We start from the raw sequence: 13,322 nt of genomic DNA on the forward strand, positions 1-13,322 counted from the left end.
GCCCCGGCGCGTCTCCTCCGCCTGTGACGACCGAGGTCCGTCCCGACCGCCAGCGCGCGCGACCGGTCGTGCACGGCCGTCTCGCGGAGCGGCGGGCCCTGGACGAGCACGCCGACCGGCTGCGGACCGGCGTGCCCTCGCTGGTCCTGGAGGGTGAAGCCGGCATCGGCAAGACGACGCTGTGGCGCTACGGGTTGGACGCCTGCCGTGACCGCGGCGCCCTCGTGCTGGACACCCGGCCGGGGGAGGAGGACCGGCACTGCCCCGGGCAGGGGCTGCTCGACCTGTTCGGCCCGGGGCGGCCCGGGGCGGGACCGGGCGTCGGTGCCGCGCTGCGCGACCACCTGCCGGTCACCGACCTGTCGCGGCTCGTGCTGGACCACCTGCGTGGTCTCTCCGCCGGAGGGCCGGTGCTGCTGGGCGTGGACGACCTGCCGTGGCTCGACGAGCTGACGCTGCGCACGCTGCGCTTCAGCCTGCGCCGGTTGTCCGACCGCGCCGTGTCCCTGCTGGCCACGGCGCGCACGTGGAGCCCGTCGGACCGGGGTGCCCCCGTCCCCGTGCCGCAGCTGGACTGCGACGTCCGATCGGTGCCCGTGCCCCCGATGGACGCCACCGAGCTGCGGTGGCTGGTCCGCGCGGCGCACCCGGCGACCACGGGGCCGGCTTCCCACCGGATCGGTCTGACGGCGCACGGCAACCCGCTGTTCGCGCTCGAGCTCGCGCGCTCCGCGGTCGGCGGCGCGGCGACGGAGCCCGCCTCCAGGTCCCTGTCGGCGGCGCTGGCCGCGCGCGTGTCCGGGCTGCCGCGCCCGACGGTGCACCTCGCCCGTCTGCTGGCGGTGGCGGGCCCGACGCAGCTGTCCGTCCTGGGCGACGCCTACGGGGACGGCAACGGCGTCGACCTGGCCGACGCCGTGCACGCCGGTCTGGACTCCGAGACCTTCGTGCTGGAGGCCGACTTCGTGCTGCGCTTCGCCCACCCGCTGATGGCCACCGCCGTGCTCGACGCGACCAACCCGCTCGACCGGTGCGGGCTGCACGGGCTGCTGGCCCGGACCGTCGAGGACCCGGATGCGCAGGCCGTGCACCTGGCCCGGGCCACCGTGGTCCCCGACGCCGCCGTCGCGGACCGGGTCGAGGAGGCAGCCGCCCGGCTCGCCCGCCGCGGCGCGCCCAGCCCGGCGGCCGAGCTGCTGGGCCACAGCGCACGGCTGACCCCGGCCGACGACGTGGGGGCCCGCACCCGACGGCTCCTCGGCCGGGTCAGGCACTGCGCAGCCGCCGGGGACCTGGGCACGGCCCTGGCGCTGGTCGAGTCGCTGCTGGCGGACGTCGGTCCCGGCCCGCTGCGGGCCGAGGTGGTGTCCACCCGCGTGGAGCTCGACTTCACCGATGCCGAGCAGTTCCTCCGGGCGTCGCTGGCCGACCTGCCCGCCGCCGGGTCCCGGGCCGTCGAGTGCGTGCGCGGACGGCTGCACGGGTTGCTCGGCTGGCTCCTCTCGCTGCAGCTGGGTCGGGTCGACGAGGGCCTGCGGCACGCCGGGGCCGGACTCGCCGTGGGCCGGCTGCACGGCGACGCCGTCCTGACCGCGCAGACCGCGGCGACGGTCGCGACGGCCTCGTTGCTGCTCGGCCGGCGGCAGGACGGGCTGATGGTCGAGGCGGTGGAGGCCGCCGACGAGGTCGAGGACCGTCACCTGGTGATGTGGCCGCGGGTGCTGCTCGGGCGCCAGCAGCTCTGGGACGGTCACCTGGCCGAGGCGAGGGCCAACCACGAGACGAGCTACCAGCGCACGCTGCGCCAGGGTGGCGGGTTCCAGGTGGGCTACCGCCTGTCCGACCTGGCTCGGCTCGAGCTCGCGGCCGGGGACCTCGACCACGCCGAACGCCTCGTCGACGACGGGCTGGAGAGCACCCTCGTCTCCGGCGACCAGGAGGCGGCGGCGTGGCTGTCCTACCCCGGCGGGCTCCTCGCCGCGCTGCGGGGGGACGCCGAGGCCGCCGGCGCCGCCGCCGAGCGGCTCGACCGCTGGGCGGCGAGGGTCGGCGAGCGACCCAGGTCGGCGATGGCCGCGCACGTGCGAGGCGCCCTGGCCGCGGCGGCACGCGACTGGGACGGTGCCCTCGAGCACCACCTGGTGGCGCTGGCGGTCCTGGACGACCTCGGCATCTGCCACCCGGGGGTGGTCCCGGTGCTGCCGGGCGCCGTCCAGCTGGCCGCGCTCGCCGACCGTCCTGACGTGGTCGACCGGCTGGCCGACCGCCTGCAGGGCCAGGCCGCGTCGCTGGCCGCTCCGTGGGTCGACGCACACGTCACCGCCGCGCGCGGCCAGCAGCAGCTGCTCGTCGGGGACCCGGCGAGCCTCGGCTGCCTGCTCGAGGCCCGGCAGCGTCTGGTCGGCCTGGGCCACCACCTCGACGCCGCCCGGCTCGGGTGCACCGTGGCCGCGGCCGGGTTGCGCTGGGGTCACCGTCGTCGCGTGCGGGCCGCGGTCGAGGAGTCGGCGGACCTGCTGGCCGGGCGCGGCGTCCGGGGGTGGTGCGACCTGGCCGACGAGCTGCGGCAGCGGGTGCGGGGCGGCGGTGAGGTGGAGGAGCTCACCACCACGGAACGGCAGGTCGCAGGGCTCGTCGCGGACGGGCGGCGCAACAAGGAGATCGCCAGGGCCCTGTTCGTCAGCGAGTCGACCGTCGAGGCCCACCTGACCCGGATCTACCGCAGGCTGGGCCTGCGCAACCGCGCCGACCTCACCCGCCACCTGCGGCAGGCCGACGGCCGGGCGGGCGCGGGCGTGCTCGGGTCCTAGGGCTCCGCGGGGGTTCTCCCGCTCGTCGGGGCCGGCCCCACGTTCGTAGCGTCGGCAGGGCCGGCCAGCCCGGTCGGCCCGGGTCAGCGGACCCACGACACGAGAGGACCACCGACATGTCGATCCTGAGCGACCTCAAGGACGAGGTCGAGAGCTACCCGCACGAGTTCCTGGACATCGAGATCGTCGAGGTGGCGCCGGCTACGGGCAGCGCCATCAACAAGGACGAGCCGGTCACCTTCAAGTTCCAGGTGACCAACCGCGGCGCGCTCGACGTCGAGAACGTCAGCTTCCTGATCGAGGGGCTGAACGGCACCCAGGTGAAGGAGGGCAACGGGGCCGGCGCAGCCTGGGGGACGGAGTACACCACGACGCCGGGCTACTTCCCCCGGCTGCCGGCGCACCAGCCGAACGACCCCGTCCTGTCCAACGGCAGCCCGTACACCTTCCGGCCCAGGAGCACCTCCACCGCCGCGCAGGACCTGGTGCGGGTCTCGGTGGCGGGCTGGGACACCGACCTGGACCACATCCTGATGAGCCACAGCCGGGCCGACGACCAGGCCGGTGCCACCCACCAGGCGGTCGTGCACCCCAAGTGATGGGTGCGTCCGCCCCGGTCAGGTGCCGCGCGCCCCCAGCACCACCACGTCGTCCACGTGGCGTGCCTGCTCGGCGGACCCGTGGTCGGTCAGGTCGTGCACGACCGCGTCCACCATGTCCCGCAGCGGGCGACCGGCGTGGGCGGTGGCGGCCGCGCGCAGCAGCGCGAGCCCGGTGTCGATGGGCCGGTGCCGTCGCTCCACCAGGCCGTCGGTCACCAACAGCAGCGTCGAGCCGGGCGGCACGGTGGCCTCGTTGTCGCGCCGGGTGGCGCCGGCCTGCACGCCGAGCATCAGGTCGGTGGTCCCCTCCAGCAGCCGGGCCCCGCCGTCCGGCACCGCCAGCAGGGGCGGCAGGTGACCGGCGCTGCTCCAGCGCAGCCGGCGGGCGCCGTCGGCCGCGGGGGCGTCCAGCCGGGCCACCAGGGACGTGGCCAGCGACTGCACGCCCAGGCCGGCGGCGGCCTCGTCGACCCGGCCCAGCAGCCCGGCCGGGGTGTCCCGCAGCGCCCACGCCAGGGCCCGGGTGGTCGCGCGCAGCTGCCCCATGGCGCCCGCGGCCGCGGAGTCGTGGCCGGCCACGTCGCCCACGACCAGCACGGTGGAGGAGTCGGGCAGCACGATCGCGTCGTACCAGTCGCCGCCGATCTGCTCGGTGTGCACGGCGGGCTCGTAGCGGGCGTGCACGGTCAGCCGCTCGGCCACGGGCAGGTCCGTGAGCATGGCCCGCTGCAGCTGCTCCGACATCCGCCGGGTGACGGCCACGGCCTCGCGCTCGGCGACCCGGACCCGCGCGCGGGACTCCGCCGCCCCGACGGCGTCGGCCATCAGGCGCAGGAACTGCCGGTAGGCGCCGTCCAGCGGCTGGTGCTCGCTGAGCAGCACCAGCAGGGCGTTGCCCAGGTCCCCGTCGCCCCGCACCGGCAGCCAGGCCACCGTCCCGTCGGCGGTGGCCGTGGTCGTCAGCCCCGAGCCGGTGTCCTGCGAGCCGGCCGGCGGGGACAGCGCCAGGCGGTGGTCGCGGTCGGGCTCCGTGCCCCGGCCGGGCCCGACGAGCTCGACGGCCGGCAGGTCGAGGGGGAAGCGGCGCAGCAGCGGCAGCACCAGCGCCCCCAGGTCCGCCGGGTCGTCCAGGCCGACCAGGGCGTGGCCCAGCCGCGCGAGCAGCTCCAGCCGACGGCGGTCGACCACCTGCGCGGTGGTCTCCGCCGCGATGTCGACGACCCCGAGCACCCGGCCGTGGTCGTCCCTGACCGCGGAGTAGGAGAACGTGAAGAAGCACTCCTCGGCGAAGCCGTGGCGGTGCAGGAACATCCGCTCGTCCTGCGACCAGGTGGGCTCCCCGGTGTCCGCGACCCGCTGGAACATGGGGCCCACCAGGTCCCAGATCTCGGGGAAGACGTCCTGGGCGGGCCGGCCCAGCGCGGCCGGGTGCTTGTCGCCGATCAGGTCGGTGTAGGCCCGGTTGTAGACCATCACCAGGTCGGGGCCCCAGAACAGCGCCACGGGGTACCGGGTGGCCGAGGCCAGCGCCACGGTCCAGCGCAGCTCCGGTCCCCAGCCGGCGGCCGGACCCAGCGGGGTGGCGGCCCAGTCGACCCCGGTCAGGAAGTCGTCGAGCGGCGGTCCGGGGGTCTGCTGCTCCTGCACCGGCCGACGGTAGACGAGGTGGGTCCGACGGCGCAGGCGGCTGCCCCGGTCGGGGGCCCGTTTCACCCGGGCGGGCCGGGGTACCCAGCGGGTGCGCCGACCGGCGTCAGGACCGACCGCACGCCGAGCCGAGGAGCGCGCAGCATGGCTGGACCGCACGACGACACGACCGGCCCGGACCGGACCACGCGGTCGGACGACATGACGGGGCAGGACCCGGTGTCCAGCACCGCCGAGGGCGACAGCGACCCGGGGTCGGCGGCGCTGGCCGAGGCGGGGGAGCCGGTGGACGGCCCGGCGCACGGGGCGACGCCCACCCCGCCGGCCGAGGCGTACGACGACACCCCGGTGACGGACGCCGTGCCGGAGGAGAACCTGGGGTTCCCGGAGTCGTAGGCGTGCGGCCTTGAGGTGGACTTGACGTCCGCCGCAGGTGCGCTTTGCGTGGCGGGGGCGAGCCTTCGGTCGGTCGGACACACCGGCCCACGACCCTAGGAGCCCACCATGAACCTCCCCCGCCCCCTCGTCGTCCTCGGCGCCGCCGCCTCGGTCGCGCTGGCCGTGACCGGCACCGCCTACGCCGCCTCCGTCGCCACCGCCCCGGTGCAGTGGCCCGCAGCCGTCTCCGACGACGACGGCACGGCCGACCAGGGCCACGGCGACGTCGCCGTCCCCGCTCCCGCCGCCACCCGCACCCCGTCCAGCAGCCCCACCCGGACCCCGTCGGCCACCCCGTCGGCCACTGCGTCGGCTTCGGCCACCCGCAGCACGGACGACTCCGGCCGGGACGGCGGCGGGGACGACGGCACCGCCGACCAGGGTCGCGGCGACCGACCCACCGCGACGACGGCGCCCCGCACGCCGACGGCCTCGCCCACCCGCAGCACCGGCTCGGACGACTCGGGCCGCGACGGTGGCGGGGACGACGGGACCGCGGACCAGGGCCGGGGTGACCGGGGCGGCTCGGACGACTCGGGCTCGGACGACTCGGGCCGCGACGGTGGCGGGGACGACGGGACCGCGGACCAGGGTCGCGGTGACCGGGGCGGCTCGGACGACTCGGGCTCGGACGACTCGGGCCGCGACGGTGGCGGGGACGACGGGACCGCGGACCAGGGTCGCGGTGACCGGGGCGGCTCCGACGACTCGGGGCACCACGGCGGCGACGACTCCGGCCACGACGACTCCGACGACGACGACTCCGACGACTCCGACGACTCGGGTCACCACGGGGACGACGACGACTCCGGCCACCACGGTGGCGACGACGACCGCCACTCCGACGACGACTGAGGCGTCGGACGTGCTGCTACGCCCGCGGCGGGCCGAGGACCAGGACCGCCCTCGTCCCGCCGAGGGCGTCGGCGGTCAGGTCCAGCCGCCCGCCGGACCCCTCGCTCACGCGCCGCGCGATGTCCAGGCCCAGCCCGCTGGAGCCCGCACCGCTGCGGCCGCGCTCGACCGCCTCCGGGCCCCCGGGCCCCGGCCCGCGGTCCGTCACCACGACGCGGTACCCCCGCCCGTCCGCCTCGACGGCCACCGCGAACGGCGAGCCGTCCGGGGTGTGCGCGAAGACGTTGTCCAGCAGCGCGTCGACGGCGTCGGCCAGGTCGGCGGCGTCCGCCGCGACCCAGGCCGGACCGTCGGGCAGCGACACCTGCAGGTCACGCTCCTGGTCCTCGGCCAGGGCGGACCAGAAACCGCACCCGCTCGGCCACGACCGCGGTGGCGTCGCAGCGCCGCACCAGCTCGTCCTGCACCCCGCGCCGGGCCTGGGCGATCAGCTGGTCGACGGTCCGCACCAGGTGGTCGACGTGACCGCGGAGCTTGTCGGCCACCTCGGCGTCGCGCACCAGGTCCACGTCCAGGCGCAGGGCGGTGACCGGGGTGCGCAGCCGGTGCGACAGGTCGGCCACCTGCTCGCGCTCCAGCCGGAGCAGGTCCACCACGCGGTCGGCCAGCCGGTTCATCGCCCGGCCCAGGGCGTCGACCTCCGCCGGGCCGCCGCGGGCGGCCCGGGCGCTCAGGTCGCCGTCCCGCAGCCGGCCGGCCACCTCGGCCAGGTCGGTCACCGGGCGTCCGGCCCAGCGGCCGACCCGGTCGGCGGCCAGCACGGCCAGACCGAGCAGGCCCAGCCCGAGCGCCCCCAGGGTCAACCAGGCCGGGACGACGCCGGCCCGCAGGTCCGCGTACGGGACCGACGCGGCCACCACGGCCGTGCCGTCCCCCGTCACGACGGGGCTGAGCAGCAACCGGCCCAGGTCGTCCGTGGTGTCGACGGCGCGCCCGGCCGACGCCGCGACCAGGTCCGGGTCCCCGGGGTCCGGCAGCCCCGACCCGATGCGGCTGCCGTCCGGCATGAGCGCCCCCACCCGGCGGGGCGACCGTTCGTCGACCAGCTGGACGAACGCGGCCACGGTGGCCGGGTCGGGCTCGGCGACCAGGAACGTGGACACCTGCTGGACGTCCTGGACCGCGGCGCTGACCGCCCGGTCCTCCGCGACCGTACGCACGAGCAGAGCGAGAGGGACGACGAATGCGAGCACGACCGCTGAGGTGCTGGCCGCGACCAGCAACGAGATCCGCCGCCGCATCAGCCGCCCGCCCCGGGGTCCACCAGGCGGATGCCCACCCCCCGCACGCTGTGCAGGTACCGCGGTGCCGCCGCCGACTCCCCGAGCTTGCGCCGCAGCCACGACAGGTGGACGTCCACCGTGCGCTCGCCGCCGCCGTAGGGCAGCCGCCACACCTCGGCGAGCAGCTCCCGCTTGGTGACGACCTGACCGACGCGGCTCGCCAGCGCGTGCAGCAGGTCGAACTCCTTGCGGCTCAGGTCGACGCCGTGCCCCGCCAGCGTCACCGTGCGGGCCCCCGCGTCGATCGACAGCTCGCCGACCGTCAGCGAGGCGACCGGGCCGTCGCTGCTCGCGCGACGCAGCACCGCCCGGACCCGGGCCTCGACCTGGGCCAGGTCGAAGGGCTTGATGACGTAGTCGTCGGCCCCGGTGTCCAGGGCCCGGACCACGTCGGTCCCGTCGCGGGCCGTCACCACGATGACCGGCACCTGGCTGACCGCGCGCAGCATGCGCAGCACGTCGAGCCCGTCCACGTCGGGCAGGCCCAGGTCCAGCAGCACGACGTCGGGGTCGCCGTCCACGACGGCCTGCACCCCGCCCAGCCCGGTCGGCGCGGACTGCACCACGTGGCCGTGCTCGCCGAGGCCCCGCAGCAGCGCGGTACGGATCGCCGGGTCGTCCTCGACGACCAGGATGGAGGCCACCAGCCGACGTTAGCCCTCCGGGCCCTCGTCGTGGTGCCGCTCCGGCTGGGAGGCTGGACCCGTGGTCGCTGACACGGACGCCGGGCCCCGCTGGGGTGTCACGGTCCTCGCCGCGCTCGCCTGGCTGCTGGTCGTCATCGCGGCGGTCACCATCGCCTCGGTCGCCATCGGGCGGGCCGGGCAGCACGTGCTCGACCCGCTGGCCGCGGTCGCGGTGGCGACGCCGTCGACCCCCGCCAGCGGGGTGAGCACGCCGGCGGGGGCCGGGCCGTCGCCCGGCTCGTCGGCGTCGGTCCCCGTGGTCGTCGGCAGCGCCTCGGCCGCACCCGCCCCCGGCACGACGTCGACCCCGACCCCGACGTCGACCCCGACCCCGACGCCGACCCCCACCCCGACGCCCGACCGGACCCCGGTGGCCGACGGCGGCTCCGACGACGGTCCCGGGAACGGCGACGACGACGAGGGTTCCGGGGGAGAGGACGAGGGCGAGGCGCAGGCCGACGCCGCGGCGGTCGCCCGGGACGAGGTCGTCACGGTCGCGGGCGGGCAGCTGGGGGTGCGCTGCCTCGGTGGTACCCCGACGGTCCGGTTCGCCCAGCCGCAGCCGGGCTGGACGGTCAGCACCGGGTCGAGCGACGGCGGGACCCGGGCCCGCGTGGAGTTCGAGCCCGACGAGGGCGAGCGGATCCGCGTGGAGGCGACCTGCGGGGCCGACGGTGCCCCGCGGGTGACGGTCGAGGGCTGAGTCGACCGTCACCCGCCGGGGTCAGCCGCGGAGCCCGCCCAGCAGGTCGGTGAACGACGGCGCCGTGTCGAAGGCGTCGGTGACCTGCTTCGGCTCGCGCGCGGCGATCAGACCGGCCAGCTCGCCGGCGGCGCGCTGCACCCGTCCGGCCAGGGCACCTGCCGCGTCCCCGTCGCCGCCCCAGTCCTCGCTGGCGGCGAAGACCCCGGTCGGCACGGTCAGCGCCCGCAGGTAGCTGAACAGCGGCCGCAGGGCGTGGTCCAGCGCGAGGGAGTGCCGGGACGTGCCGGCCGTGGCGGCCAGCAGCACCGGGGTGCCGTCGAACGCGGCCTGCCCGAGCAGGTCGACGAACGACTTGAACAGCCCGGTGTACGAGCCGCTGTAGACCGGGGTCACCGCGATCACGCCGTCCGCGGCCAGCACCGCGTCGAGGTCGGTCTGCAGGTCCGGGCTCGCGAAGCCGGTCAGGGTGGCGTTGGTGATGTCGTGGGCCCGCTCCCGCAGGTCCACCACCGTCACCTCGACGGACAGGCCGAGGCCGCTCAGGGCCTCCGTGGTGGCGGCGGCCAGCCGGTCGGCGAGCCGGCGCGTGGCCGAGGTCTCGCTCAGGCCACCGCTGATGACGACGACGCGTCGGGTCACGACGACACCTCCTGGGTCTGCTGGTCGTTCTGCCGGGCCGCCACCAGCGTGGCGTGGGTCGGGGCGTCCGGCACGTGGGCGGGGCGTCCCTCGGCGAACTCCGCCCGCAGCACGGGCAGGACGTGCTCGCCCAGGTAGTCCATCTGCTCCAGCACCGTCTTCAGGGGCAGGCCGGCGTGGTCGAGCAGGAACATCTGGCGCTGGTAGTCGCCGACCACCTCGCGGTAGGCCAGCGTCCGCTCGATCACCTGCTGCGGCGAGCCCACGGTCAGCGGGGTCTGGTCCATGTACTCCTCCAGCGTCGGGCCGTGGCCGTAGACCGGGGCGACGTCGAAGAACGGCCGGAACTCCCGGACCGCGTCCTGGCTGTTGGGCCGGACGTAGACCTGCCCGCCGAGGCCGACGTACGCCTGGTCGGCCGGGCCGTGGCCGTAGTGCTCGAACCGCTGCCGGTAGAAGCCGACCATCCGCTCCACGTGCTGCTTGGGCCAGAAGATGTTGTTGTGGAAGTAGCCGTTGCCGTAGTACGCGGCCTGCTCGGCGATCTCCGGGCTGCGGATCGAGCCGTGCCAGACGAACGGCGGCACGCCGTCCAGCGGGCGCGGGGTCGAGGTGAAGCCCTGGAGCGGGGTGCGGAACTGGCCCTGCCAGTCCAGCACGTCGGTGCGCCACAGCTGGTGCAGCAGGTCGTAGTTCTCGACCGCGAGCTTGAGCCCGTCGCGGATGTCCTTGCCGAACCAGGGGTAGACCGGGCCGGTGTTGCCGCGGCCGAGCATCAGGTCGACCCGGCCGTCGGACAGGTGCTGCAGCATCGCGTACTGCTCGGCCATCAGCACGGGGTCGTTGGTGGTGATGTGGGCGATCGACGTGGAGAAGACCAGCCGCTCGGTCTGCGCGGCCAGGAACGCACCCATGGTGGTCAGCGCCGACGGCACGAAGGGGTGGTCGTGGTGCTCACCGAGCGCGAAGACGTCGAAGCCCACCTCCTCGGCCTTGAGGCCGATCTGCATGAGCGCCTTGATCCGCTCGTGCTGGGTCGGGGTCCGACCGGTAGTCGGGTCCGGGGTGATGTCGCCGACGCTGAACACGCCGAGCTGGATGCCGCTCACCGGGGTGCCTCCTAGATAGTTGACGCTTCTACGACCCCGAACGTCCGGCGGGCGCCGGTTATGCCGGACGAGGATGCCCCGCCGGTGTGTCGGGCCCCCCGTGACCGCGACCACCGCGCCTCGCCCCACGTCGTCCCTCCCCGCTCGCCGTGCCCCACGCGGGGACCCGTCCGGTTCAGCCCATCACATCTGCTTGCGCCACTTCATCCCCGGGGGTCGCCCGTCCGGGTCGATGACGACCCGGTAGAAGCCCGCCGACAACCGGCGCTGCCAGGCCGGGGGCACCTTCAGGCGGTGCGGGCGGAGCCGGCCGGGCGGCCGCTCGCCCACCCGGCCGTCGGCGTGCCAGCGGTCCAGCGTCGCGGCGCCGTCGCGCAGCGCGGCGACCGCCGAGGCGGGGTCCACCAGGTCCTCGTCGTCGTCCTCGGCCCGGTCCAGGTGCTCGCGCATCAGCTCCAGGCGCAGCTCGCGGGCGAACCGGCGGGCCCCGTCACCCAGGCCGGCGGGGTCGCGGGGCTCGCGCGGGTCGCGGGTGGTGTCCAGCACGGCGGCGGTCAGCTCGGAGTCGTGGGTCCAGCTGCGGCGGTTGAAGTTGTCGCTGCCCACGGTGGCCCAGACGTCGTCGACGACGCAGACCTTGGCGTGCACGTAGACGGCCTCGCCGCGGCGGTTCTCGACGTCGACGACGTGGACCCGCTCGCCGCCGGCCTCCTCGACCATGGCCAGCGCCTGGGCGTGGCCGTGGTGGACCGCCGGCAGCCGCAGCCGGCCCTCCTGGTCGGGGTACCGGGGCACCACGGCGACCAGGTGCAGCTCCGGCTCGCGGCGCAGGGCGTCGGCGAACACCTCGGCCACCTGCGTCGACCACAGGTACTGGTCCTCGATGTAGACCAGCCGCCGGGCGCGGCGCAGCGCCTTGGCGTACCCGCGCGCGGCGCTGCGCTCGCCGTCGGGGGCGAACGGGTACCCCGGGTGCCGGTTGGGATAGGTCCGCAGCAGCTGCACGGCGCAGCTGCCGGCCGCGGGCGGGTCGGGGCGCGGCTCGGGCAGCGTGGAGGCGTCGCGGTCCAGGCGGCGCAGCACGTCCGGCAGGACGTGCCACGGCATCCGGGTCAGCTGGGCCGGGTCCTCCCAGCGCTCGCGGAACACGTCCTCGACGTCCCGGACCGCGGGCCCGCGCAGCCGGACCTGCACGTCGTGCCAGGCCGGGCTGTCGCCGTAGCGGGACGAGAACGGCTGGGTCTGCGGGTCGCCGCCGTGCTCGGCGTCGTCGCGGCGGCTGTGGCCGAGGTCGATGCCGCCCACGAAGGCCACGTCGGTCTCCGGGCGCTCGGCGTGCCGGACCGCGACGAACTTCTGGTGGTGGCTGCCCATCGGCCGCACGCGCTGGTCGAGCAGCACCTCGCCCTCGTCGTCGTTGACGTCCCCGGACAGGTCACGGTTCTGCTCGGACGAGAACTGGAACCGGTCCCAGTGCGAGCGCCACAGCAGGCCCTTGACCATCGCGCCGCGCCGCGCCACCTCGCTGAACGCCTTGCCGACCGTGGGGCCGTCGTCGGTGAGCAGCTCGTCCGGGTCGCCGCGCCAGTCCGCGAACACGACCAGGTCGCCGGCACCGGCTCCCTCCAGGGCCCGCAGCAGCTCGGGGAAGTAGGTGCGCCCGTGCACCAGCGGGACGACCTCGTTGCCCTCGGTCCACGGCCGCAGCCGGGTGGCGTCGTTGCCGCGCTCGGCCGCGCTGAGGAACCAGTGGCGCACGTCGCCGGCGGGCGGCGGCTCGGGGGACGGCATCGCTGCAGGATCGCAGCCCGGCCCGGTGCTGTCGTGCGGAGCGGGGCCGACGCGACCTGACCGTTCGCGTCCGCCCGCCGGGTGCGGTTGCCTGTACGCATGAGCGGTCAGCGCGTGTTCCTCGTCCGGCACGGCGAGACGGAGTGGAGCCGGGCGCACCGGCACACCGGGCGCACCGACGTCCCGCTGACCGACGCCGGGCGCGACCAGGCGGAGCGGGCCGGGCGCGCGCTCGCCGGCCTGGACCTCGGGCTGGTCCTGTGCAGCCCGCTGGGCCGGGCCGTCGACACGGCCGGCCTGGCCGGTCTGGGCGGTACCGCCGAGCTGGTCGACGACCTCATGGAGTGGGACTACGGCGTGGCCGAGGGGCGCAGCACCGCCGACATGCAGACCGAGGTGGCGGACTGGACGGTCTGGACCCACGGCGAGGGCCTGGGCGAGCAGGTCGAGGCCGTGGGCGAGCGGGCCGACCGGGTCATCGAGCGCCTCGAGGCGGCGGACGGCGACGCCGCGGTGGTCGCGCACGGCCACATGCTCCGCATCCTCACCGCCCGCTGGCTCAGGCTGCCCGCGCTGCACGGACGCAGCTTCGTGCTGGGCACCGCGACGCTGAGCCGGCTCGGGTACGAGCACGGCAACCGGGTGGTCCAGGTCTGGAACGACGACAGCCACCTGCGCGACTGACGAGGAGAGTCC

Annotated in this window: 13 protein-coding genes; 6 read left to right on the forward strand and 7 right to left on the reverse strand. The window is 76.1% G+C overall.

Annotation, left to right across the window (positions count from 1 at the left end; translation table 11 throughout):
- Positions 1-23 precede the first annotated feature (23 nt).
- The gene (locus SJY06_RS02605) at positions 24-2,810 is read left to right on the forward strand and encodes a LuxR C-terminal-related transcriptional regulator (protein ID WP_380164331.1); all 2,787 of its coding nucleotides are present in this window, start codon (positions 24-26) and stop codon (positions 2,808-2,810) included.
- Positions 2,811-2,926: 116 nt separating this feature from the next.
- A complete protein-coding gene (locus SJY06_RS02610) occupies positions 2,927-3,409 on the forward strand; it encodes a hypothetical protein (RefSeq protein WP_380164333.1) in 483 nt (160 codons plus the stop codon).
- A gap of 18 nt (positions 3,410-3,427) precedes the next feature.
- On the opposite strand, the gene SJY06_RS02615 is transcribed toward SJY06_RS02610, so the two are convergent.
- Entirely contained in the window at positions 3,428-5,059 is a 1,632-nt protein-coding gene (locus SJY06_RS02615; protein ID WP_380164335.1) for a SpoIIE family protein phosphatase, read from the reverse strand.
- A gap of 144 nt (positions 5,060-5,203) precedes the next feature.
- On the opposite strand from SJY06_RS02615, the gene SJY06_RS02620 reads away from it, so the two are divergent.
- Together SJY06_RS02620 and SJY06_RS02625 are read left to right on the forward strand one after the other, a co-directional pair.
- Positions 5,204-5,455 (forward strand): hypothetical protein, encoded by a 252-nt coding sequence (locus tag SJY06_RS02620; protein WP_380164337.1) that lies wholly within the window; start codon positions 5,204-5,206, stop codon positions 5,453-5,455.
- Positions 5,456-5,563: 108 nt separating this feature from the next.
- A complete protein-coding gene (locus tag SJY06_RS02625) occupies positions 5,564-6,352 on the forward strand; it encodes a hypothetical protein (protein ID WP_380164339.1) in 789 nt (262 codons plus the stop codon).
- A gap of 16 nt (positions 6,353-6,368) precedes the next feature.
- Here the strand turns inward: SJY06_RS02625 and SJY06_RS02630 are convergent, their stop codons facing one another.
- The 3 genes from SJY06_RS02630 to SJY06_RS02640 all read right to left on the reverse strand — a co-directional run bounded on the left by SJY06_RS02630 (position 6,369) and on the right by SJY06_RS02640 (position 8,339).
- Entirely contained in the window at positions 6,369-6,716 is a 348-nt protein-coding gene (locus tag SJY06_RS02630) for an ATP-binding protein (RefSeq protein WP_380164341.1), read from the reverse strand.
- 7 nt (positions 6,717-6,723) lie between these two features.
- On the reverse strand, positions 6,724-7,572 hold the full coding sequence (locus SJY06_RS02635; RefSeq protein ID WP_380164343.1) for a HAMP domain-containing protein: 849 nt from the start codon (positions 7,570-7,572) through the stop codon (positions 6,724-6,726).
- A gap of 80 nt (positions 7,573-7,652) precedes the next feature.
- Positions 7,653-8,339, reverse strand: coding sequence for a response regulator transcription factor (locus SJY06_RS02640; RefSeq protein WP_380164345.1), 687 nt, complete (start codon positions 8,337-8,339; stop codon positions 7,653-7,655).
- Between the two features lie 61 nt (positions 8,340-8,400).
- Here SJY06_RS02640 and SJY06_RS02645 point away from each other — a divergent pair, with 61 nt between their 5' ends.
- Positions 8,401-9,084: a hypothetical protein gene (locus tag SJY06_RS02645; RefSeq protein ID WP_380164347.1), complete on the forward strand. Its 684-nt coding sequence runs from the start codon at positions 8,401-8,403 to the stop codon at positions 9,082-9,084.
- Between the two features lie 21 nt (positions 9,085-9,105).
- On the opposite strand, the gene SJY06_RS02650 is transcribed toward SJY06_RS02645, so the two are convergent.
- From SJY06_RS02650 to SJY06_RS02660, 3 genes are all read right to left on the reverse strand, one after another.
- The gene (locus SJY06_RS02650) at positions 9,106-9,726 is read right to left on the reverse strand and encodes a CE1759 family FMN reductase (RefSeq protein ID WP_380164349.1); all 621 of its coding nucleotides are present in this window, start codon (positions 9,724-9,726) and stop codon (positions 9,106-9,108) included.
- Entirely contained in the window at positions 9,723-10,835 is a 1,113-nt protein-coding gene (locus tag SJY06_RS02655) for an LLM class flavin-dependent oxidoreductase (protein ID WP_380164351.1), read from the reverse strand. The genes SJY06_RS02650 and SJY06_RS02655 overlap by 4 nt, the downstream gene beginning before the upstream one ends.
- A 183-nt stretch (positions 10,836-11,018) precedes the next feature.
- Entirely contained in the window at positions 11,019-12,626 is a 1,608-nt protein-coding gene (locus SJY06_RS02660; RefSeq protein WP_380164353.1) for a phospholipase D family protein, read from the reverse strand.
- A gap of 99 nt (positions 12,627-12,725) precedes the next feature.
- On the opposite strand from SJY06_RS02660, the gene SJY06_RS02665 reads away from it, so the two are divergent.
- Positions 12,726-13,310, forward strand: a complete 585-nt coding sequence (locus tag SJY06_RS02665; RefSeq protein ID WP_380164355.1) for a histidine phosphatase family protein — start codon at positions 12,726-12,728, stop codon at positions 13,308-13,310.
- Positions 13,311-13,322: the final 12 nt, after the last annotated feature.

It is taken from the genome of Jannaschia sp. R86511 (assembly GCF_042466345.1).
Classification (GTDB): Bacteria; Actinomycetota; Actinomycetes; order Actinomycetales; family JBBAYJ01; genus Aquipuribacter.

What these genes read in the sequence shown, in the direction of transcription:
- SJY06_RS02610 (WP_380164333.1), top strand. Translation starts at nt 2,927, where the DNA reads ATGTCGATCCTGAGCGACCTCAAGGACGAGGTCGAGAGCTACCCGCAC.
- SJY06_RS02620 (WP_380164337.1), top strand. Translation starts at nt 5,204, where the DNA reads ATGGCTGGACCGCACGACGACACGACCGGCCCGGACCGGACCACGCGG.
- SJY06_RS02625 (WP_380164339.1), top strand. Translation starts at nt 5,564, where the DNA reads ATGAACCTCCCCCGCCCCCTCGTCGTCCTCGGCGCCGCCGCCTCGGTC.
- SJY06_RS02660 (WP_380164353.1), bottom strand. Translation starts at nt 12,626, where the DNA reads ATGCCGTCCCCCGAGCCGCCGCCCGCCGGCGACGTGCGCCACTGGTTC.
- SJY06_RS02665 (WP_380164355.1), top strand. Translation starts at nt 12,726, where the DNA reads ATGAGCGGTCAGCGCGTGTTCCTCGTCCGGCACGGCGAGACGGAGTGG.